We start from the raw sequence: 20,413 nt of genomic DNA on the forward strand, positions 1-20,413 counted from the left end.
TTTCGAGCGAAAAAAATGGATCCTGTCATTCATTTCTTTTTACAAGATCAAAAAAATCGTGATTTACTATCATCCTTCTTAGCAGAGCCATGCCCTGAAAATAAAATCCGATTGGACAATGCTTTTAAAGCTCATTACAAAAAAGCAAAGGTAATCAGCTATATTAACAAATTAATTCATTTCTTTTCAATAGATTTTGATAAGAAAGTTAATCGTTATTATAGTCGAAATATATTTTTATCTTCTTTTGTAAAGGATGAAAACAATGTTCACGAATTACCTTCTAAACAATTAGAACTGCAAAATGACTTATACGATACAGTTTTAAATAGCCAAGGGCTTTTACAATCAATTTCAAGTGAAGAGCTATTCCATGCTATAAAAACATTATCTAGTAAACAATTATTAATATTAGATTTAAAATATAGCCAAAATTTAAGCAATAAAGAGATAGCACAAATTTTAAATGAGTCTCCGCAAACAATTTCTTATAATTTAAGGACTGCTATTAAAAAGTTAAAGGTTAAATTATTGAATAATGGATGTGGGAAAATTGCAAAGTAAACAAGAATTAAACTACGAGGAAATTATTAGAGATTTTAATCAGAAAATTAAAAATATTTTAAAAAGCACGTCCGTACAAGAGCGCGAGGATTTAGAACAAGAAATAAAAATAAAAATCTTAGAAAAAATAGACCTGTTGAACCATATTAATTGTCCAGGTTTTTTCGATTATATAAATAACAAGAAATGAAAATCTCTCTTATTAGTTGTTGTTGAAGTATTTCAAATGAAAAAATTCTTTCAAAATAAGGAGCATAAGACTTTGCTAATTTTTTGCTAAAAATTAGTTTGTTGGCACTTTTTAAGAATTAATAAAGATTATCGCCCCACTTAGAAAAGTGGGGCGTTGTCCTTACTTTTACTGCAAAGAGTTCGCTTGCATTTGATACATTTTTTCATAAATTCCACCGTGTGCTAATAGCTCATCATGGGTACCACGCTCCACAATATTTCCACGATCTAAGACAAGTATTCGATCCGCATTTTTAATTGTTGACAGACGGTGGGCAATAATGAATGTTGTGCGCCCCTTTTTTAGTACATCCATTGCATGTTGAATAATTTCTTCTGTCTCAGTGTCAATATTTGACGTTGCTTCATCTAAGATTAAAATGGCTGGATCAAAGGCTAATGCACGTGCAAAAGATATTAATTGTCGCTGACCAGAAGATAATGTACTTCCTTTTTCAATCACTGGTTCATCATAACCCTTTGGTAAATTTGCAAGCACGCGATCCCCTCCAACGGCTCTTAAAGAATCTTCCACTTTTTGTCGAGAGATTTTCGGGTTATTTAAACTCACATTGGACGCAATCGTACCGGTAAATAAATAAGGGTCCTGTAAAACAATCCCCATATGCTCACGCATAGATTGACGAGCAACCGTTGTAATATCTATACCATCAATCGAAATCTTGCCTTTAGATGGGTCATAGAAGCGGAATAATAAATTCATAATCGAACTTTTTCCAGAGCCCGTATGACCTACAAGTGCAATTGTTTCTCCTTGATGTGCTTCAAATGTTAAGTTTTTCAAAACATAGTCATCGTTTTTGTAGGCAAAGGAAACATCCTCAAACACGACATTGCCTTTATATCTTGGTAGACTTACTTCAGATACGGGCTCTCCATCTATATCTAACACCTCAAACACCCGCTTCCCTGCAATCAGCGAGCGTTCAAGCTGCGAAAATTGATTCACAATATTGGTGATTGGATTGAAGAGTTTTGTTAAGTAATCGACAAAAGCATATAAAGTCCCTGCTGAAATAATTTGCGTTGTCGTCATCGATTGGGTCCCAAAATAGAAAATAAAAATCGTAAACATTAAAAGCCTTAACGTATTCACTAAGTTAAATGAAGTCGCCGAATCGAGCACTAATAGTTTACGCTCATAGGCATAGTGTTCATTATTCATATCATCAAATTCCTTCGTCATTTGTTGCTCACGTCGGAATGCTTGAATAATTGTCATACCTTGAATGGATTCATTGATCATCGCATTGATATCTGCAATCTTTGTGCGAATAACATCATTGTATTTCGATGCAAATTTCCGATATAAAATCATCCATACATAAATGATAGGCACCATGACTAATGCCAGTAACGCCATTTGCCAATTTAAAATAAACAGCGCTACATATACACCGATAATTGAAATTAAACTTGTCACAAAATTTGATAGCACCTGGACATATAAATTGCGGACTGCCTCGGTATCATTGGTTACACGCGCAACAATTTTCCCTGCTGGTAAATTATCAAAATATTGAATCGGTAACGTTTGAATATGTTCAAATACATCTTTACGTAATTTTTGAACAACACGATTTGCGCCCATTTGTAAATAAATATACATAAAGTAACGTAAAACCGCTGTAGCAATCGCCAAAATTAAATACAATAGTAACAACCACGTAATCGGTTTAATTTCTATTTGACCGATCGTCATATAATTATCGATGATATGCTTTGCAATAAATGGCCCGACAAGTTCGGTAAAGACAGCAATGGTTAAGAAAAATAACCCTAAAAATATTGGTTTTTTAAAATACATTGCATAGCGTGTTAAGCGTTGACTCGTACTCATGAGGCACCCCCTTCTAGCTGCTGACGGTCGAATTGTTCTTTATACCAGCCTTGTTGTGAAAGGAGCTGTTCATGTGTTCCCTGTTCTACTATTTGTCCTTCATCAAGCACAATAATCATATCGGCATGTTGAATTCCCGATAATCGATGGGTTGTAATAATCGTCGTTCGATCCTGTCGTTCACGCTGAATATTTTCGATGATTTTAGCTTCCGTTTTAGCGTCTACCGCTGAAAGTGAATCATCAAGGATTAAAATTTCAGGGTCTTTAATGAGTGCCCGCGCAATTGATACACGTTGCTTTTGACCTCCTGAAAGTGATACCCCTTTTTCTCCAACAAGTGTTTCAAGCCCCATTGGGAGATGGGCTAAATCTTTTTCAAAATAGGCTGCATGAATCGCTTGTTTCAGCTCTTCTTCTGTAGCATCTTCTTTTCCAAATAAAATATTTTCTCGAATTGTTCGGGAGAATAATACATGATCCTGCGGCACATAGCCGATCCAATCGAGTAACTGCTCTTTTGTTTGAGCCGTAATATCAATGCCATCAATGGACAACTGACCTTCTCCAATTGGATACTCACGTAGCAGCTGTCGTAAGAAGGTTGTTTTCCCAGCACCTGTCTTTCCAACAATACCAAGTGTTTGCCCCTTTTTTAGCGACAATGAAATACGTTCCAAGTTTTTCACATGGCTCATTGGATACTGGAAAGATAAATCGTTGAACCCGATTGCATTTGGCGTTGCTACAGCTTGCGGTGTTGCACTATTTTGTACATCCGCTTTATAGCGTAACGTTTCCTGTACACGGTCTAATGAGGCATTTCCTTGCTGCATCACATTAATAAGTTCCCCAATCGCAAAAATTGGCCAAACCGCTAATCCTAAATAGACAGTAAATGTTACAAGTTGCCCTAATGACATCGCCTCAGTCGATACTAAATGTGCACCGTAGCCAAGTGCCACAACATAACTAATCCCTGTCCCTACTTTCGTGATGGGTCCAAATAAAGCGTTGATTTTTGCCGTATGCATATTTTTTTCATAAACGACTTCACTCATTGCCGCAAAGTTTGCTTCGTCCTTTTTTTCTTGTACATATGCCCTTACAACTCGAACACCTGCTACTGACTCAAGGACACTATCATTTAATTCACCAAAGGCGTCCTGCGCTTTCATATACCGTTCATGCACAATTTTCCCTAAATATTGAATAAGAATAGCCATAACGGGCACTGGCAACATGGCAAAAAACGTTAACTTCCACGAAATCATATAACCCATTGCAAAAATAATACAGCCCATATATATCGTCGAGTCTATCAGTGTCATGATTCCAAAGCCCGCAGTTAGTGACACGGCGTTTAAATCATTTGTAGCTCGTGCCATCAAATCACCAGTGCGATTTTTTTCATAAAATGTCGGTGTCATACGCAAAAAATGTTGCATTAAATTGCGACGTAACATTTTCTCTAAATTAATGGCACCTTCAAATAATCGAAATTGCCAAACAAAATTCAAGACATAACCGCCAACAATAATAGTCGCAAAAATCAACAAATATTTCGTTAAAATAGCTGTTGTCATTGTGCCTGCAGTTAAAATATCAATAATAGACCCTAGTAAATACGGTGGAATAACCTCTAATCCACTCGCAATGATTAAGAGTACAATAGCTATGGTATATTGCTTCCAATATTGCTTAAAAAACCAACTTAATTTACTTAATACATCAAACATACTTCAATACCTTCTTTCCTAAATGCTTTACATCTTCGCTACCCACTATCTAGCAATTCCTTATTGAAAATTAATTTCCTTGTGATGTTTTGCATACACATACACTCCTTTTTCTGTTCACTATCACCTTTTTTTGCAATAAAAAAGACGCATCCCCTGAAAAGAGCATGCGTCTCTTATAAAAGGTAAGGTGTACCCATACCTTTCATTGCATAAAAAATAACAATGTTAGACATGGACAATGTATGCAGCTGTGCTTTTGTATCGTACGGATAAAATCATCATTGTCATGCCCTCCTTTGTTTGGTTTGTTATAGTGTTATTGAAGATTATCATATAATTGAAATAATTGTCAACATTCAAACTGTTATTTTTTATATATTACAGGAAATAATTAACGCTTTAAAGTAGTGAATTGCTTTATTCGCAAGAAAATAGCTTTTATCATAACAAACTTTAAAAAACTACCATCCTGCTTTTGTGCTTGATACAATATAAAGGCATGCGGTGAATCTTATTATCTATACTCGGTCTAAAAATAAAGGAGTCTTTGACATTGAAAATATTTGTTGCAATTGGCTTAGGAGGATGTTTAGGCGCTATTTCCCGCTATTATATTAGTATGCTAGCTGCAAATACGGCGGTCTTTCCATTTTCAACACTTTGCATTAATTTAGTTGGTTGTTTTTGTTTAGCCTTCCTTTTCACCACCTTTACTAACCGCACGCCCCTTGTACTCGGCATTGGTACAGGCTTTTTAGGAGCCTTTACTACCTTCTCGACCTTTTCTGTAGAGACACTTTTACTGTTGGAAAATAGTAAATGGGGACAAGCACTCGCCTATTGTTTGATGAGTGTGTTCGGTGGTCTAGTATGCGCTTGGCTAGGTGCTCGACTTGCAAGGAGGCGGACGCAATGATATTAGTTGGAATAGGCGGATTTTTAGGTGCATTAGCAAGGTTTTACTTAGGTAAATGGATTGTTAGTACATATCCTTGGGCTACCTTTGTCATCAACATAACAGGTTCCTTTGTACTCGGTCTGTTAGTTGGTGCACATCTAAGTGATGCACTATGGCATTTCTTAGGAATTGGCTTTTTAGGTGCTTATACAACGTTTTCAACATTTGGTTTTGAAACATTGCAACTAATCGAAAAGAAACAATGGCATCTAGCGTTCCGTTATATTTGTAGTACTGTAATTGTCGGATTGCTCTTTGCAGCACTAGGGCTTTCCCTTATGCAGGGCGTCCTTAAAACATTAGAGGTGATTTTTTGACACAACCCACAATCGAGCAGCTTCAAGCTTTAGAGGCTGAAATTGAACATACATTATATACATTAATTGACTTAGAACTTGATGAAGCTTACCAAGAAATGACGACTCTATTTGCCAAATTACTCGCAAAGGTGCAAGCAGCGCACTTAATAGATTATAAGCTTGATGTACTAGTAGAACCTAATAATTACGCTACCGAAACGTGCCTATTACTCGAGAGTTTACTAGAAGCAAAAAACAGGCCCAACAAAAGACATCAGCTTTTAACGCATCGTATCATTTTAAAAATTTGGCTACGTAAAAATCGTCAATTTATAAATGAGCTATTACCGCAGATGTTCTAAAAGCGTTAGACAATACAAAGAAAGTGTTAGATTCAGCAAATCATCTAACACTTTTTTACTGTACTATTTGCCGCTTTGGCAAGGTAAGTATATAAGCCGCAACTTGCTTGCGCGTTCTCTGTAATAATCTTCTCCTCCAACCTCTATCTTTGCAATCGATTGACCGTCACAAACAAGCTATTTTTTTATGACATGCTTGCCTTTTACCCTCATAAAAACTATATTATGCTATTTCAATCCACTAAAATGCTCATTTTATCGGAACCTTCCTAATCTATACTCGTTTATTATTTATGAGAACGCGATGAAAATCGTTATCATTTCGTTCTATATAAACATTTTTGAGAGGTGTTTTGATGGAAAGAATAAAATTATTGGATGTTGCGAGAGGACTAGCCATAATTGGCACACTGGGAACGAATATTTGGATTTTTGGGTCAGCCGGCTATTCAGTCGATTTAGATGAAACTGATATTTCAAGGATTGGTTCATATATATCTAAGTTTTCAGATTATTTAACGAACGGGAAATTTCTTGGCTTATTAACGATTATGTTCGGCATTGGCATGCAATTGAAATATGCTAGTTTCCAAAATAGGGGGCTCCCTTGGTTTAAACTGTACCTATGGTCTATGATATTGCTTTTTTTAGATGGGGTTCTTCATTTTATATTTGTTTTTGAATTTGATGTATTAATGAGTTATTCCCTAACAGGTATCCTCGTTGCATTTATTATTCAACGCTCAGAGCGAGTCATGAAAATTTGTATGTTTATTGCAGCTAGTATTCACCTTTTTCACCAAGTCGTAGAAGGTTTTCTTATGGACAAAATTATGACGACTCAACTTGCACGAACATTGTTTCCAAACAATCCATATGCCAATATAAGTGCTAATCGTAGTAGTATTGCTGAACAAGCAGCATTAGTTCGTCAGGAAAATCAATTGCTTGAGATAGCTGGATTTTCATGGTGGGAGCAAGTTGTATACAGACTAGAACATTTTTGGGTTTTACGCTCAGAAGCGATTATGATTTTACCAATGAATGTTTTCTTATTTTTACTGGGTGTCTTCCTCGTCAGAAAAGGTTTATTGAAAATGGATGAACACGGCATTCGACTGCAAAACCGCCTACTATGGATTGGATTAGGTATTGGTATCCCATTAAATGCACTATCGTTTTTTAGTACTCAATTTGTCGTTTTAGACCGCTATGTTTTTGCCCCTGTTTTATCACTGGGTTATCTCGGTCTTGTCTTTTTAATCGCCCGCCATCAAAAGTTCGTTAAAACCCAACATTATATTAGTAATGTTGGCAAAATGGCACTTACATGCTATATCGCGCAAAATATCATTGCATCCTTTTTGTTCTATAATTGGGGACTCGGCCTATCCAACCATTATAGTCAACCATTAATCCACGCATCTTGGCTAGGCATTACGTTGTTTATGATTGTATTTTCTACTTTATGGTTACGAAAATATAAACAAGGTCCAGTTGAAACCATCTGGCGTAAACTTGGCAATATCCCTGTGAAACGCCATCTACAAAAATTAACGTAATCCCTTTGATTGCATAGCGCCATTAAAACATGTATGTTCTTCCTAATGGCTAGCACATACATGTTTTAATTTTTTGCTTTATCTTTAAACTGACATTATAAAAACTCTACTTTCTGGCTATTTCAAAATAACGACAATTATTATTACAATAAAGTAATATAGAATTACTTTTAAGTCATCGTCAACTAGCTTTCACGTAAAAGATGAGGAGTACACTAAACATGAAAAAAACACTGACAATTGCCGGTTCTGCCGCACGTGGCGGAGCTGGTATTCAAGCAGATTTAAAAACTTTCCAAGAACTAGGGGTGTACGGCACTTCTGCCATTACGGCCTTTGTAGCAACACATCCTCGTACTAATCAAGGCGTTTTTACGCAATCGTTAGACGTTATTGAGGCACAGCTCCATACGATTGCAACGCAAATTGGCATAGATGCTTTAAAAACAGGGATGCTATTCACCAAAGATATCATTGAGCTTGTGTCAGACTGGCTCTCTACTGTTCAGGTCAAACATGTCGTTATTGACCCCGTTATGTTCGGTAAAGTAGGAACTGCATTAATGGAAGAAGGTGCCATGTCTTCTTTAAAGGATAAACTATTACCGCATGCAACAATTATGACCCCTAATATGCCTGAAGCAGAATATTTGCTCGGTGGTAAAAAATTGACGACTGCCACTGATTTACAGGATGCTGCCCGTGATTTACATAAGCTTGGCACGCAATTTGTACTCGTAAAAGGTGGTCGTCTCGATGGTCCAGCAACAGATGTATTATATGATGGCGTACGCATGGTAACATTGGAAGCCCCACGTATTGATACTATCCATACAAATGGAGCAGGTTGTTCATATTCTGCCGCGATCACTGCTGGCTTAGCACAAGGTTTAAGTGTTGAAGAGGCTGTTATTCAAGCTAAAAAGTTTGTTACTGCTGGCATTCGTCGAGCTATACCGTTTGAAACGGTTGCTGGAGCTATTGACCATCGTGCCTATAAAGCGTTTGGTGAACATGATATTACAGTAACTCGATACTCGTAATAATGGAACATGGCTTATCGTTATTAAAAGCAAAAAAAATCCGTGTGGAGCCTTTTGCAGGCTCAGCGGATTTTTTTATTTGTGCTATCGTTGAAGACGAAATGCTAATATCTTAAAAAGAATATGCACGCATAACTTGGCATATTTCTACATGATAATGACTGTACCATTTTTCTTTCCCTAGTTGTTGTGCTACAACATGTTGTGCATTGTTTTTCCACTGTTGAATCGCCTCTAACGATTCCCAATACGATACAGTAATCCCCTGCCCCTCGGCATTTCTTGTACTTGCCACACGAAGAAAACCTGACTGCTGTTTTGCTAATACTTCAATGGCATCCGCCATTTTGGCATATCCTTCGTTGTCGTCATCCGTCCGTTGTGATGTGAAAATAACTGCATAATAACTATCCATCCTTTACTCCCCCTCCTCTTTCACGACTATTGTATAAAAAATCCTATCCATTTAATTTCAATAAGCTATGTCGTGGCAGTTTTGCAAACTTCCGCTAGTATACATTGTAGTACTACCCTTTATAATGGAGGTATGTACTATAGAACTAACTTTTAGTCATTAAGCGATAGCCATCTCTATTGATTCAATTTACTTGGTGGTTCACACTAAAGATAGCTAAATGTGAAAAAAACAAGATGATATACTATTTTTTCAGTTTGCCTTCATTTTAGCATAGTATAATAATTTGAATATGGAAACAGGAGGGAACTAAAATGAAAATATTACTGGCAGAAGATGATAGTCGACTACGTAAAAATATTGTTCATATTTTAAAAAAAGAATTCCACCATGTAGCATCTGTCGATAATGGACAAGATGCCCTGAACAATACATTTTCTGAACAGTACGATTTAGTGATTTTAGATTGGATGATGCCTCAGCTAAGTGGTATTGCTGTTTGTCAGCAGTTACGACAAAGTGGCTTTAATGGCAGTATTTTAATGCTAACTGCCAAGGACGATACAGAAGATATCATTACAGGACTTGATAGTGGCGCTGACGATTATTTAGTAAAACCCTTTAAGATGGAGGAACTGTTAGCAAGGGTGCGGGCATTACTGCGTAGAAAAAATAAAGTGATTGAGCAAGTTGTCAGAGTAGATAATTTAACCTTACAAGTCGATGCGCGGACTTTTTTGCTTAATAATACCGAAGTAGAATTAACTAAAAATGAATTTTTGCTTCTTGAATATTTATTTTTAAATAAAGGTCGTGTTCTAACGAGAGAACAAATATGCATTTATATTTGGGGCTATGATTATGATGTATCCAACAATTCATTAGATGCTTTAGTAAAGCTTGTTCGGAAAAAAATTGATGATGGGCAAGTCAAATCACGCATTCAAAATGTGCGGGGCATTGGCTATAAATTGAGGGAATCTCATGTTTCATAAAACCAGAAAAAAATTATCTTATTTGTATGCCACACTCTATTTTTTATTGTTTTCGCTGTTTATTATTGTTCTTTATTTTTCTCTCGTTAAATTGATGGAAAATCAACAAATACAAGAATTAGAAGCGTTTTATATAAAACAGGAACATGATTATTTTGAATATGCAAATGACAACAAAAAAACCGTGAGCTATGATCCAAATCGGAATTATTTTTATTATATCTATACAAACGATCATCAATTTATCCATGGGGATGAATCTGTTAGAGGGCTTAAAACACAAGTAGAAAAAGCCTTTTCGCCAGACCGTCAAGTTCACGATGTCGTACGTCGTTTCGAATGGAAAGAACAGCATTTTCTTGTACTCAAAAAACCGATTAGCTATCATGAAAAAGTAGTCGGTTATATACTGATTGGGAAATCTGTAACAACACAACATCACTTTTTTCAAAAAGCAAGTGAGTTACTGCTACTATTAGCGTGTATTTCAACGATTTTAATCGGATTACTGAGCTACTACATGGCTGGCAAAGCGATGGTTCCTATTCAATGGTCATTTGATAAACAAAAAAAGTTTGTTTCGGATGCCTCTCATGAATTGCGCACACCACTTAGTATTTTTTATAGTTCACTCGATATTTTAGAACTTGAGGAAGCAAAGCATTTAACTCCTTTTGGCAAAGAGTTAATTACAGATTTAAAAGATGAGGCCCAATTAATGAAAGCACTGCTTGATAAACTATTATTTTTAGCGCGCCACGATCAACAGCAGGGCTTAGCTCATCAAGAAGTATTACAGCTATCTACTATGCTTGAAAAAATCAGTACTAAATTTCAGAAAATTATGCCCGAATCCATTCAATTTTGCACACAAATAGAAGAAAACATTGAACTACTTGGCGATGCAACAAAAATACAAGAACTGCTTTATATCCTATTAGATAATGCTATTGCCTATACAAAGCAAGGTCAGATTACATTGACACTTTCAAAACAAGCAAACCTTATCACGATTGCTCTAGCAGATAGTGGTATCGGTATACCAGAGCAGGAACTTGCCATGGTGTTTGAACGCTTTTACCGCAGTGACACTTCACGTCAACGCAATGGGACAGGGTTAGGTCTTGCCATTGCACAAGCGATTGTAGAACAGCATGGAGGAAAAATTTATGTTACGAGTACTGTAGGAAAAGGTTCAACGTTTTATATTGAATTTCCCGTTCAATAACATTTCTTAAATTGGCTTAAAAAGCAACAGCATCAGCTTATTTCCTCTCAAGAAATAAGCTGATGCTTTTATTTTGAGCTCCTTAATGCTTGTGGTACTGTTTTGTCTTTTGTCTTCCTTCCTTGGCTGACCATTCTTGCTATCAATATTGAGAGCACACAACCTGCGGACGTAAAATAGAACAGCAGGATATATATGTTGTCTGTATCACTCCCAATAAGTATGCCGTGTAAAAGAGATAGGAGCCAAGCTGGCAATACGAGAAAGTGGATCGATTTCCATATTGAGCGATTCATCGATTTCAACCATAAATCTGAAGTTAATAGTACTAATAAAAATAAGTAAAAAGCAATTATCCCAAGTCCTGAGGCAATCGGTTGATAATGAGATGAAAAAGGGAGTAGCACTTCCACTAATGCATAGGGCTGGTAGTTATCGATGATGAGCACGAACATATGCGCAACAACGGTTATTAGACCTAACCACCCCGCGTTTTGATGAACTTGGTAAATTAAATTTTTATGTGATTTGACAAACGTTGATTTTCTTAACAAACCAAATACAATAGACACTGTAAAATAAAAATATGCTAAAAACCCTAATAACCGAATCCATTCCCATGTACTTGTTAACATACTTTCTCCCCCGTCATTGCCCAGTAACCTGCTTGATTTTCTTTTACAATAAAACGTGCACTGCGGTCGCATATTGCTTCAAGCCATTGTTGCTGTTTGGTCTCATCCACTAAAAAGCAAAGTTTTGCTCCAACTTCTGCATCACATAATGATGATGTTACGACCGTTGCTTGTATTACATCCGTGATCGCAACGTTTCCTGTTTGACCATTTAATAAATGATGCTTCCTGTTTTCTCCTTGGGTCCAACTTCTATAAATTCGATTAGAGGTAGCAATAGCGCCCGAAGCCATTTTTATAGAGCTTATTTCTTTGTCCACATCATAGGGATCGGCAACACCAATCGTCCATATTTTTTCACCTGACGACCACATTTTCATATCCCCACCCCCATCTATTAAGCCGTATTCAGGAGCTATCTCCGCCTCAAGCCATTGCGCTAATTTTTCAATAGCATAGCCTTTTGCAAAACCCCCTAAATCAATTTCTTGCTGTGCTATTTTCATAACTTGTTGATTGCTTAAAAACCGAAAAGGATTACCTGCTATAATAGATTGGTTGTACATTGCCTCCTTTTCAATTGAGGTAAACGGAAAAGATTGATTGTAGCCATGTTGTTCAAGTTGTAATTTTAAATACGGTGAAAATAAACCATTTGTACGAAGATAATAGTCATTGGCCTGCACCAAACAATCGTAGAGGTCGTCACTTACTTGTAATGTTTGCCCGATTTCCAAATTATTCAATTGCCATAGTTCATTGTTCGTGCCAAACCTCGACCACTCTTGCGCTACATAACGAAGCCACTTTTCAGCTTTTTCTTTCCAATTCGTTTTGTTACTCTTTGCTATAGCTAGATAAAATTCCGTATTCATTACTTGTAATGTCAATGTATCCACTGTCATCATCCCTATCAAGTTCTTTTCGTTTTGCGCTCACTTTTGACTGCTGTTTGTTTTGTTATTTCAAAATTTGTCCAATCAAGCTGGACAAGCTCTTTCTCTTTCTTTGTCATGGCCTTCTCTTCTATTTTAGAAAATTGAGCATCAGTTGTTTCAGCTTGCGATGTGTCATTAAATTGTGATAGTAATGCAGCAGAAATAAGTACACCCGATGCGCCTAATAACCATTTTGCTTTTTTTGGATCTTTCATCGTTCTCCACGCTCCTATCTAATTTAATGGTTGACAGACAAACTGTTGATTTTCCTCTTGCCATTCGGCGATAAAGCCTAAGCCATTTGTTATGGCACTAATCGGTAAATAAAGCTCATTATTTAAATAAAAAGCATGTGCAGGTAATGGTGTTTTTACATCGTTATCGTAAGCAACATTTTTCCCTGCGCGATAAATAAGTTCATGATTGGCGTTTTGAATAACCAATATTTCACTTGTTTTGTAATAAGTCGCTGTTGCACCTAATAGCTTTGCCACTGTCTTGCCAGGTACAAATATTTCTCCGTCTTTTGGCATTGCAAACAAGTTTACCTCTTTATTTGTGCCTGTTACTTTTAATACAACTTGTTTTGAATCCGTAAAAGGTAGTGCTTCTTTATCGACAACAACGGATCTTGTCCATATATTCCATTTCCCTTTTTCATTCACAACGTTCGTTGTATCATAATTTTCGTATTGATCATCATCGTCGTCATAATCATCTTCATACTCATCTTCATACTCATAATCATAGTCATCATCATCATTATGATCATAGTCGTCATCATGGTCATCGTATTTTTCATACTTTTCATGTTCATAACCATCGTGATCATAATCGTCATCATCTGCCTTAGCCTGCATGCCATTCGTTAATAAACCTACTACCAATAAACTAACTGCTACACTTATTTTTTTGTTTTTCATTTCCTTCACTCCTTCCATCATTAATAGTAGGACATGAAAATGATAGGAAACTGAATTTTCCCATATAAAAAACAAAAAAAGCTATTTCCACATACAGATTGACCTGTAAATAGAAATAACTTGTCATTGTAACGCTTAATGTGCGTGTAAAATCACCTTTCTTTTCTTCGAGAAAAGGAAAAAAGTTACGGTTAAACTTAAACTAATCATACCAAAAACAATACCCATTCCACTTAAGCCGATTAAATCGAGCATCATACCTGTTGACAACAGCACAATTTGGAACACAACCGAGTCAATCATATTGCGGAAGGAAAAGAATCGCCCGTGGTATTCTTTCGGTACTTGTTTTTGAAAAATCACCATCGTTGTTGGGAAAAAGCAACCGACAGAAAAACCAAATAGTCCGAATGTTAATAAAGCAAAGAACGTACTATCCGCTAGCAATAACATGAGCTCCATTAAGCCAATAATCAATGCAAGTCCGAATAATAATGTCCCTATTTTGACGCGCTCAGCAATATATTTGAGCCCCGCAGCCCCTAACATAAAGCCAATTCCTTCAACTGTATATAATAAACCGGAAATAGTCGTGGACTCATGCATTTCAGTGATTTTCATAATGACCAGATTAAAAGAGCCCAAAAATAATGTCGGAATTAACATTAAAACGAGTGTCATTAATACGACCGGATGCTCCTTTAGCATCGGGTATACGTCCTTAAATCTACCTTTTTCCTTGTCATTGACAGATACATTTACCGCTTCATCTAGCTTTAGACTATTTGTAATAAAATACATGATAATATACACAATTAGTGAAACAATATATAACCATTTCAACTCAAAATAGCTTAACATTAAGCCCGCTGCAGCGGTTCCGACAATTCTTGAAATCGTTCGAGCATTCATTTGCCATGCATTCAAAGTCATTAAATCTTTATCTTTGACAACTAATGGTATAATGGACTGTAAAGCAGGCATATAAAAGGCTGCTGCAATTTGTAACGTGATTAAAAATAATATCATCCATATTACAGAGTTGGTATACAGTGCAATAAACATAAAGAACACACTTAGAATACGACCTACACTCGCAAACTGAATAACTGTTTTTTTCTTTGATTGGTCAATCAACCGCCCTGCGAGTGGTGCGACAACAAGACCAGCTAATATACCAATTGAAATAATTAATGATTTATGGAAATCTGACGGCACGACTTTTTGCATAAATGCTAAGTTGCCAATAATTCCAGCCCATAAGCCAAGACCTACTACAAATTCACCTAATAAAATAATCCAAACATTCCGTTTTCCCCACATGCTGTCTCCCCTCGTTGCCCAATATTAAATTTTTATAACATCCATCGTAACAAAATTATAAATAATCGTACATATAATTTTACAAATCTGGTATTTTATCGACGTGTGCAAACTCCTTTATTCTTGATTTATGTATCACTTTCGCTACTTATCCCTGTTGTACCATGTTGCTAAAGACATCATTGGAAATTCTTCAGCAACATCCAATCTTAATGGCGTAATTAGCTCAATAGAATTGCCATCTGGATCGGCAAAATAGATTGCCGCATGGGCATGTGGATGATTGGGTAAGACGAGCGGCTGTTGTGAGGGCGTAAAGCCAAATGCTGTTTTTATTTCAATGCCAATGGATTGTAACCATTGTTTCACTCGTCCTGCATCCTCTTCGTCGATTTTAAAAGCGAGATGTCGAATAGACGGATGGTAGTCTAATTGCGCTTCCTTACATTCCCACAAACCTATCCAACTTTGTCCTTTGACAATCCAGAAAAAGGCGAATTGCTGTTGCACATAAGCTAATTCAAGCCCTAGCTTTTTATAAAATATAATGGATTGTTGTAAATCGCTAACGGGTAAATGTGCTTCATATAATCCTTTTATCATGTGATCTCCCCTTATGATGAATGACAAAAGTATACTATTTTTTGAAAAAGGGAAAATCGTGCAAAAGGATGAAATATGCTTTTTTATAGTAATTAGCGGGGTTGCTAGCGTACAGATGTGTTACTACACTGTCAAACAAAATAAAGAGATGGGTTTTAAAAGCCCCATCTCTCCCTCTTTATTTACTATCTAAAGTGACTATCCCTTAACATATGTCAAAATTCGGAGTCAAACAGCACCTTTCACAATGTCTTACACTTTAAGCCCCTTCTAATTTACTAACAAGTGCTTTTCGTTTATAGTCCATAAATTTTTGAGCGCATAACGTCATGATAAATAATAGACCGACTGCCGTAGCCATCATACCTGCAATGGACGTGTCCCAAAATTTAGCCAAATAATAACCAATAATCGCCGCTGCCCCTCCATATAACATACTGAATAGGAACATTTGTTTAATTGATTTACTAATTAAATTGGCTGTGGCAGCAGGCCCAATTAACATCGCCACTACTAAAATTGCTCCAACACTATCAAATGCTGCAACAGTTGTAAAGGAAACGGATGTCATAAAACCATAATGTAAGAAAAGTATTGGCACACCAATGGACGCTGCATAAACGCTATCAAAGGTTGCAAGCTTCATTTCCTTAAAGAATAATAATAGGAACCCTATATTAATGAATAATACAAGCAATAATATCCAGACAGCTTTTGGCATTGTTATGGCAAAGAACGTCCATTTATCCCAAGGAACAAATGCGATTTCGCCCATTAAGATATGCTCAACATCTAAATGCACATGGCTAGCAAACAATGTAATTAGCAGAACACCTGCAGCAAATAATGTCGTAAAGACAACACCTATTGCAGCATCTTGCTGTATACCTGAAGAATGTAATAACTGCACTAAGTATGCCGTTAAAATGCCAGCAACCGCTGCACCTAATAGCATCCAAAATCCGTTTAATGTTTGCGTAATGATAAATGCCATCACAATGCCAAACAGCACCGTATGGCTAATAGCATCTGCGATCATCGACATTTTACGTAATATTAAAAAAACGCCAGCCATCCCACATGTAATACCAACCAAAAGACCCGTGATTATGACCCATAATTCAATCATCCTACTTCACCTTGCTTTCGAAACTGTTTTTTTCTAAAGTACTTATACATTTGCCCTGCTGGACTAAATAAATAAGATAAAAAGAAAATGGCAGCAGCTACTAACACAATTAAAGGTCCTGTTGATAAGCCTGTACGCGTAGAACTAATAAAGGTTCCAACAATCCCTGACACACCACCTATTACTGCACTAACTACAAGCATTGAACTTAGCTTCCTTGTCCATAATTTGGCACTAACAGCAGGAATGATTAACAACGCTGACATTAAAATAACACCGACTGATTGAATGCCCGTTACAATTGTCATTACAATCAAAACGGTTAACGTTGCCTTTAACGCTTCAATCGGTAAGCCTATCCCCTTTGCATACATGGGATCAAAGATTAATAGTTTCCATTCCTTATAAAATAACAAACTAACTATTATAATAATTGTTGCACTTAAAAACAGCCATGTTAAATCCGCTTTTGTCATCGTTGCCGCTTTACCAAAAATAAAATTGTTAAGGCCACTCTGATTTCCTAGCGGGCTATGATTGACAACCGTTAAAAATACAACACCTACCCCGAAAAATACCGTTAGCACTAAACCAATAGCAGCATCTGCTTTCATTTTCGAAAATGAAACAATCCATTGGATACAGTAGACAGACAAAGCTGATGTTATACCTGCCCCAAGCATTAATATAGGTAAATCTTTTTGCCCTGTTAATAAAAATGCTAAGGCAATACCAGGTAATGCTGCATGTGCTGCAGCATCACCTACTAAACTTTGTTTTTGAAGAAAGGAAAAAGTACCTGTTATTCCAGCAGCAATCCCAAGCAACATCGTACCCATTAATACCCAAAGCAAGTTTCCCGTTAACATAGGCTGTTCGCTCCTAACATGTCTTGCATCATGAATAGTTTGCCACCGTATGTTTTTTGTAATTGTTCTGGTGTAAAAACTTCTTCCGTTGCACCGGATGCTAATATCGTTTTATTTAATAAAATTGTGTAATCAAAATATTCTTTTACTGTTTGTAAATCATGATGAACGACAAATATACTTTTTCCTTGTGCCTTTAAGCTTTTTAAAATATCAATAATTGTTTTTTCAGTAGCGGCATCAACACCAGCAAATGGCTCATCTAAGAAATAGATAGTAGCATTTTGTGCTAAAGCCCGTGCTAAAAATACACGTTGTTGTTGACCTCCTGATAATTGACCAATGGAACGCTGTGCAAAATCTTGCATGCCTACACTTTCCAAAGCTTGCTTTGCTAAAAGCTTATCTTGTTTAGATGGTCTTTTAAACAATCCAGTATGTCCGTATCTTCCCATTAGCACAATATCTAGTGCATTCGTTGGGAAATCCCAATCAACGGCATTGCGCTGTGGGACGTATCCCACGACTAAACTTTTTGGATCGAATATCTTTCCTAGTATCTCTACTTTTCCTACCTTGTTTGGTAATTGATTTAATATCGCTTTTAAGAACGTCGATTTTCCCGCTCCATTTGGCCCAATAATTGCTGTAAGCCGACCGCTAGGCACTGTGACGTTGGCATTTTCTAAAACGGTTTTCTTATCATAAGCAACCGATAAATTTTCTACAGTTAATGCATTCATTTTTTCACCTACTTTAATGCATCGACAATAGTGTCGATGTTATGTTGATACATCCCAACGTATGTGCCTTCTTCTGTTCCTTCAGCGCCCATTGCATCTGAGAATAATTCACCACCAATGGCAACTTCATGCCCTTTTTGTTTTGCCCCTTCAATAACAGCTTTCATCGCTTTATCGGAAACACTTGATTCTACAAAAATTGCTTTAATTTTGTTATCTACTAAAAAGTCCACCATTTCTTGAACGTCTTTCACACCATATTCAGCTTCTGTACTTAGCCCCTGTAAGCCGCGAACTTCAAATCCTTGGCTCTCTCCGAAATAGTTGAACGCATCATGTGCCGTTACTAATATTCGTTGCTTATCTGGCACTTCACTAATGCGCTTTTTAGCATACGCTTGTAGTTCATCTAATTTTTCCAAATACGTTTTTTCATTTGCTTTAAAGTCATCTTTAAACGTTGGATATTCTGCTACAAGCGTTTTCGTTACAGCATCCACAACTTGTTTCCATAAGTCAATGTTAAACCAAATATGCGGATCATGTAGAAGCCCTTCATCTTCACTATCGAGTAGATTTGCTTTATCCAACTTATCCCCAACAGCTAGCACAGTTTTATCTTTGGACATTTGATCAAAGATATCGAGCATTTGTCCTTCTAATTGTAGACCGTTATAAAAAATAACTTCGGCGTTTTCTAACTTCGATAAATCGCTCTGTGTTGCTTTATATAAATGTGGATCTACACCAGGCCCCATCAATGCCGAAACAGTTAAATGGTCACCGCCAATTTCTTTAATCACATCGGCAATATGCCCCGTTGTTGCAACAACGACTCCTTCTTTTTTTTCCGTTGCGCTATTTTCTGCGCTACAACCGAAAAGTAACATCATTAAAACCATTACACCTAAAAAACGTTTCATTACCATTACCGTCGTCAAAACCTTATAAAACGCTATAGCGTTTCGTTTACTTCTTACACCATCGAGCCTGAGATTTTGCCGAAGCTACTATCTTTATTAGCATTGTGGTGCAACGAATCCTACATTTTAACCGTATAATGTGCGATTAATCGACTAACGGTAAAGCTTATTGGGAAGCCAGTATGAGTCCAAGCTTACCCCATCACATTGATAGATTCTTTCCATTGTGGATGCTTTTTTATGAGCTTGTCACTGCAAATTTCTAAAGAAGGATAACACTTAACTGTTTCTATCAAAAAATATTGTGTGCATTTAATTGCTATTGTCTTTTGAATTTCACACAGCTTCTGTTGCCCAATGCCTTGCGAAAGATGTCTATTTTTTATCAGCCTCTTGTTCAACTGCAACTTTAATTGGTGGCTTAATTTTCCCACTCTTAGTCGTTTTCTGCTGAAGATGATGATGCGGTTATTCGTTTAATTACATGGAAGTAAACGTATTACTATGAGTTGTTTTATAATGTTGCTTGTTTTGACGAAACGGTTTCCCTCCTTATACTTTTTATAATTTTCGAGAGACGCTTTCGCAGCAACTTGCGTAAACATTTCTCCATTTTCCGTTTGGACAGATGTGTATTTCATCTTTTTTCTAATCACGCCGCTTTGTATGGCGTATTAATTATTTATCATGAATTTTTTCATAAGCTGTTTCCAGCCCATCCAAAATATAATGATTGAAATCGCTACACCAACTGATTGGGTCATTTTCCATAACATCGTCAAAAACACTAGTATGCCTAGCGGAAGAATTGTTAGTTTCAAATCATCTAACTCTTTCATACAGTCACTCTTCTTTCGTTTGCGATATTTTGTTTCCCTTAGGAAAAATATATGCTTAATGAAAAGAAATTTCAACTGTTTTATAAAAATTTCTTTTAAAAAATTTTTTTCTTGCACACATTTTTTATGCGCCCATCATAAATCACCTTTACTTTTTGTGTATCGTTTTATAAAAATTAGAGATGGCTATACAGTTGTAACGGTGTAAAAGCTATAGTTGAAAATCGC

22 protein-coding genes are annotated in these 20,413 nt (G+C 36.5%); 8 read left to right on the forward strand and 14 right to left on the reverse strand.

Annotated elements, in window-relative coordinates:
• Nucleotides 1-15 precede the first annotated feature (15 nt).
• The gene (locus T479_RS12750) at nt 16-564 is read left to right on the forward strand and encodes a sigma-70 family RNA polymerase sigma factor (protein ID WP_025219829.1); all 549 of its coding nucleotides are present in this window, start codon (nt 16-18) and stop codon (nt 562-564) included.
• Between the two features lie 358 nt (nt 565-922).
• Here T479_RS12750 and T479_RS12760 read toward each other — a convergent pair whose 3' ends face one another.
• Both T479_RS12760 and T479_RS12765 read right to left on the reverse strand, forming a co-directional pair.
• Nucleotides 923-2,656 carry an ABC transporter ATP-binding protein gene (locus T479_RS12760; protein ID WP_024361007.1) on the reverse strand — a complete coding sequence of 578 codons (1,734 nt, stop codon included), beginning with the start codon at nt 2,654-2,656 and terminating at the stop codon, nt 923-925.
• Nucleotides 2,653-4,395 (reverse strand): ABC transporter ATP-binding protein, encoded by a 1,743-nt coding sequence (locus T479_RS12765; RefSeq protein WP_025219830.1) that lies wholly within the window; start codon nt 4,393-4,395, stop codon nt 2,653-2,655. Before T479_RS12765 ends, T479_RS12760 begins: the two co-directional genes overlap by 4 nt.
• 556 nt (nt 4,396-4,951) lie before the next feature.
• Between T479_RS12765 and crcB (T479_RS12770) the strand changes: the two genes are divergently transcribed.
• The 5 genes from crcB (T479_RS12770) (at nt 4,952) to thiD (ending at nt 8,622) form a co-directional block, all read left to right on the forward strand.
• The gene (gene crcB / locus T479_RS12770) at nt 4,952-5,314 is read left to right on the forward strand and encodes a fluoride efflux transporter CrcB (protein ID WP_024361009.1); all 363 of its coding nucleotides are present in this window, start codon (nt 4,952-4,954) and stop codon (nt 5,312-5,314) included.
• The gene (crcB, locus tag T479_RS12775) at nt 5,311-5,673 is read left to right on the forward strand and encodes a fluoride efflux transporter CrcB (RefSeq protein WP_025219831.1); all 363 of its coding nucleotides are present in this window, start codon (nt 5,311-5,313) and stop codon (nt 5,671-5,673) included. Before crcB (T479_RS12770) ends, crcB (T479_RS12775) begins: the two co-directional genes overlap by 4 nt.
• Nucleotides 5,670-6,017, forward strand: coding sequence for a hypothetical protein (locus T479_RS12780; protein WP_024361011.1), 348 nt, complete (start codon nt 5,670-5,672; stop codon nt 6,015-6,017). The genes crcB (T479_RS12775) and T479_RS12780 overlap by 4 nt, the downstream gene beginning before the upstream one ends.
• Nucleotides 6,018-6,373: 356 nt before the next feature.
• Complete coding sequence (locus tag T479_RS12785; protein WP_024361012.1) at nt 6,374-7,579, forward strand: DUF418 domain-containing protein; 1,206 nt, start codon at nt 6,374-6,376, stop codon at nt 7,577-7,579.
• Nucleotides 7,580-7,800: 221 nt separating this feature from the next.
• The gene (gene thiD / locus T479_RS12790) at nt 7,801-8,622 is read left to right on the forward strand and encodes a bifunctional hydroxymethylpyrimidine kinase/phosphomethylpyrimidine kinase (RefSeq protein WP_024361013.1); all 822 of its coding nucleotides are present in this window, start codon (nt 7,801-7,803) and stop codon (nt 8,620-8,622) included.
• Nucleotides 8,623-8,734: 112 nt separating this feature from the next.
• On the opposite strand, the gene T479_RS12795 is transcribed toward thiD, so the two are convergent.
• Nucleotides 8,735-9,037, reverse strand: a complete 303-nt coding sequence (locus tag T479_RS12795) for an antibiotic biosynthesis monooxygenase family protein (RefSeq protein ID WP_024361014.1) — start codon at nt 9,035-9,037, stop codon at nt 8,735-8,737.
• A gap of 314 nt (nt 9,038-9,351) precedes the next feature.
• Between T479_RS12795 and T479_RS12800 the strand changes: the two genes are divergently transcribed.
• Both T479_RS12800 and T479_RS12805 read left to right on the forward strand, forming a co-directional pair.
• A complete protein-coding gene (locus tag T479_RS12800; protein ID WP_024361015.1) occupies nt 9,352-10,032 on the forward strand; it encodes a response regulator transcription factor in 681 nt (226 codons plus the stop codon).
• A complete protein-coding gene (locus tag T479_RS12805) occupies nt 10,022-11,260 on the forward strand; it encodes a sensor histidine kinase (protein WP_025219832.1) in 1,239 nt (412 codons plus the stop codon). The genes T479_RS12800 and T479_RS12805 overlap by 11 nt, the downstream gene beginning before the upstream one ends.
• A gap of 68 nt (nt 11,261-11,328) precedes the next feature.
• Here the strand turns inward: T479_RS12805 and T479_RS12810 are convergent, their stop codons facing one another.
• The 11 genes from T479_RS12810 to T479_RS23940 form a co-directional block, all read right to left on the reverse strand.
• Nucleotides 11,329-11,895 carry a ferric reductase-like transmembrane domain-containing protein gene (locus T479_RS12810; protein WP_024361017.1) on the reverse strand — a complete coding sequence of 189 codons (567 nt, stop codon included), beginning with the start codon at nt 11,893-11,895 and terminating at the stop codon, nt 11,329-11,331.
• The gene (locus tag T479_RS12815; RefSeq protein ID WP_025219833.1) at nt 11,889-12,794 is read right to left on the reverse strand and encodes an FAD:protein FMN transferase; all 906 of its coding nucleotides are present in this window, start codon (nt 12,792-12,794) and stop codon (nt 11,889-11,891) included. Before T479_RS12815 ends, T479_RS12810 begins: the two co-directional genes overlap by 7 nt.
• Before the next feature lie 14 nt (nt 12,795-12,808).
• Entirely contained in the window at nt 12,809-13,048 is a 240-nt protein-coding gene (locus T479_RS12820; RefSeq protein WP_024361019.1) for a hypothetical protein, read from the reverse strand.
• 18 nt (nt 13,049-13,066) lie between these two features.
• Nucleotides 13,067-13,756, reverse strand: coding sequence for a copper amine oxidase N-terminal domain-containing protein (locus T479_RS12825; protein WP_025219834.1), 690 nt, complete (start codon nt 13,754-13,756; stop codon nt 13,067-13,069).
• 135 nt (nt 13,757-13,891) lie between these two features.
• Nucleotides 13,892-15,079: an MFS transporter gene (locus T479_RS12830; RefSeq protein WP_024361021.1), complete on the reverse strand. Its 1,188-nt coding sequence runs from the start codon at nt 15,077-15,079 to the stop codon at nt 13,892-13,894.
• Between the two features lie 144 nt (nt 15,080-15,223).
• Nucleotides 15,224-15,682: a VOC family protein gene (locus T479_RS12835; protein WP_025219835.1), complete on the reverse strand. Its 459-nt coding sequence runs from the start codon at nt 15,680-15,682 to the stop codon at nt 15,224-15,226.
• Nucleotides 15,683-15,941: 259 nt separating this feature from the next.
• Complete coding sequence (locus T479_RS12840; RefSeq protein ID WP_025219836.1) at nt 15,942-16,811, reverse strand: metal ABC transporter permease; 870 nt, start codon at nt 16,809-16,811, stop codon at nt 15,942-15,944.
• The gene (locus tag T479_RS12845) at nt 16,808-17,680 is read right to left on the reverse strand and encodes a metal ABC transporter permease (RefSeq protein ID WP_024361024.1); all 873 of its coding nucleotides are present in this window, start codon (nt 17,678-17,680) and stop codon (nt 16,808-16,810) included. Before T479_RS12845 ends, T479_RS12840 begins: the two co-directional genes overlap by 4 nt.
• Nucleotides 17,674-18,423, reverse strand: a complete 750-nt coding sequence (locus T479_RS12850; protein ID WP_025219837.1) for a metal ABC transporter ATP-binding protein — start codon at nt 18,421-18,423, stop codon at nt 17,674-17,676. Before T479_RS12850 ends, T479_RS12845 begins: the two co-directional genes overlap by 7 nt.
• A gap of 8 nt (nt 18,424-18,431) precedes the next feature.
• Entirely contained in the window at nt 18,432-19,346 is a 915-nt protein-coding gene (locus T479_RS12855; RefSeq protein ID WP_024361026.1) for a metal ABC transporter solute-binding protein, Zn/Mn family, read from the reverse strand.
• Between the two features lie 674 nt (nt 19,347-20,020).
• Nucleotides 20,021-20,185 carry a hypothetical protein gene (locus T479_RS23940; protein ID WP_162832707.1) on the reverse strand — a complete coding sequence of 55 codons (165 nt, stop codon included), beginning with the start codon at nt 20,183-20,185 and terminating at the stop codon, nt 20,021-20,023.
• Between the last annotated feature and the right edge of the window lie 228 nt (nt 20,186-20,413).

Source organism: Lysinibacillus sphaericus (genome assembly GCF_000600105.1).
Taxonomy (GTDB): Bacteria; Bacillota; Bacilli; order Bacillales_A; family Planococcaceae; genus Lysinibacillus; species Lysinibacillus sphaericus.

Bases quoted from the DNA above. Each gene is read 5' to 3' on its own strand.
- T479_RS12810 (WP_024361017.1), bottom strand. From the start codon at position 11,895: ATGTTAACAAGTACATGGGAATGGATTCGGTTATTAGGGTTTTTAGCA.
- T479_RS12845 (WP_024361024.1), bottom strand. From the start codon at position 17,680: ATGTTAACGGGAAACTTGCTTTGGGTATTAATGGGTACGATGTTGCTT.
- T479_RS12825 (WP_025219834.1), bottom strand. From the start codon at position 13,756: ATGAAAAACAAAAAAATAAGTGTAGCAGTTAGTTTATTGGTAGTAGGT.
- T479_RS12760 (WP_024361007.1), bottom strand. From the start codon at position 2,656: ATGAGTACGAGTCAACGCTTAACACGCTATGCAATGTATTTTAAAAAA.
- T479_RS12820 (WP_024361019.1), bottom strand. From the start codon at position 13,048: ATGAAAGATCCAAAAAAAGCAAAATGGTTATTAGGCGCATCGGGTGTA.
- T479_RS12835 (WP_025219835.1), bottom strand. From the start codon at position 15,682: ATGATAAAAGGATTATATGAAGCACATTTACCCGTTAGCGATTTACAA.
- T479_RS12765 (WP_025219830.1), bottom strand. From the start codon at position 4,395: ATGTTTGATGTATTAAGTAAATTAAGTTGGTTTTTTAAGCAATATTGG.
- T479_RS12855 (WP_024361026.1), bottom strand. From the start codon at position 19,346: ATGAAACGTTTTTTAGGTGTAATGGTTTTAATGATGTTACTTTTCGGT.
- T479_RS12850 (WP_025219837.1), bottom strand. From the start codon at position 18,423: ATGAATGCATTAACTGTAGAAAATTTATCGGTTGCTTATGATAAGAAA.
- T479_RS12785 (WP_024361012.1), top strand. From the start codon at position 6,374: ATGGAAAGAATAAAATTATTGGATGTTGCGAGAGGACTAGCCATAATT.
- thiD (WP_024361013.1), top strand. From the start codon at position 7,801: ATGAAAAAAACACTGACAATTGCCGGTTCTGCCGCACGTGGCGGAGCT.
- T479_RS23940 (WP_162832707.1), bottom strand. From the start codon at position 20,185: ATGAAAGAGTTAGATGATTTGAAACTAACAATTCTTCCGCTAGGCATA.
- T479_RS12805 (WP_025219832.1), top strand. From the start codon at position 10,022: ATGTTTCATAAAACCAGAAAAAAATTATCTTATTTGTATGCCACACTC.
- T479_RS12795 (WP_024361014.1), bottom strand. From the start codon at position 9,037: ATGGATAGTTATTATGCAGTTATTTTCACATCACAACGGACGGATGAC.
- T479_RS12750 (WP_025219829.1), top strand. From the start codon at position 16: ATGGATCCTGTCATTCATTTCTTTTTACAAGATCAAAAAAATCGTGAT.
- crcB (WP_025219831.1), top strand. From the start codon at position 5,311: ATGATATTAGTTGGAATAGGCGGATTTTTAGGTGCATTAGCAAGGTTT.
- T479_RS12830 (WP_024361021.1), bottom strand. From the start codon at position 15,079: ATGTGGGGAAAACGGAATGTTTGGATTATTTTATTAGGTGAATTTGTA.
- T479_RS12800 (WP_024361015.1), top strand. From the start codon at position 9,352: ATGAAAATATTACTGGCAGAAGATGATAGTCGACTACGTAAAAATATT.
- T479_RS12840 (WP_025219836.1), bottom strand. From the start codon at position 16,811: ATGATTGAATTATGGGTCATAATCACGGGTCTTTTGGTTGGTATTACA.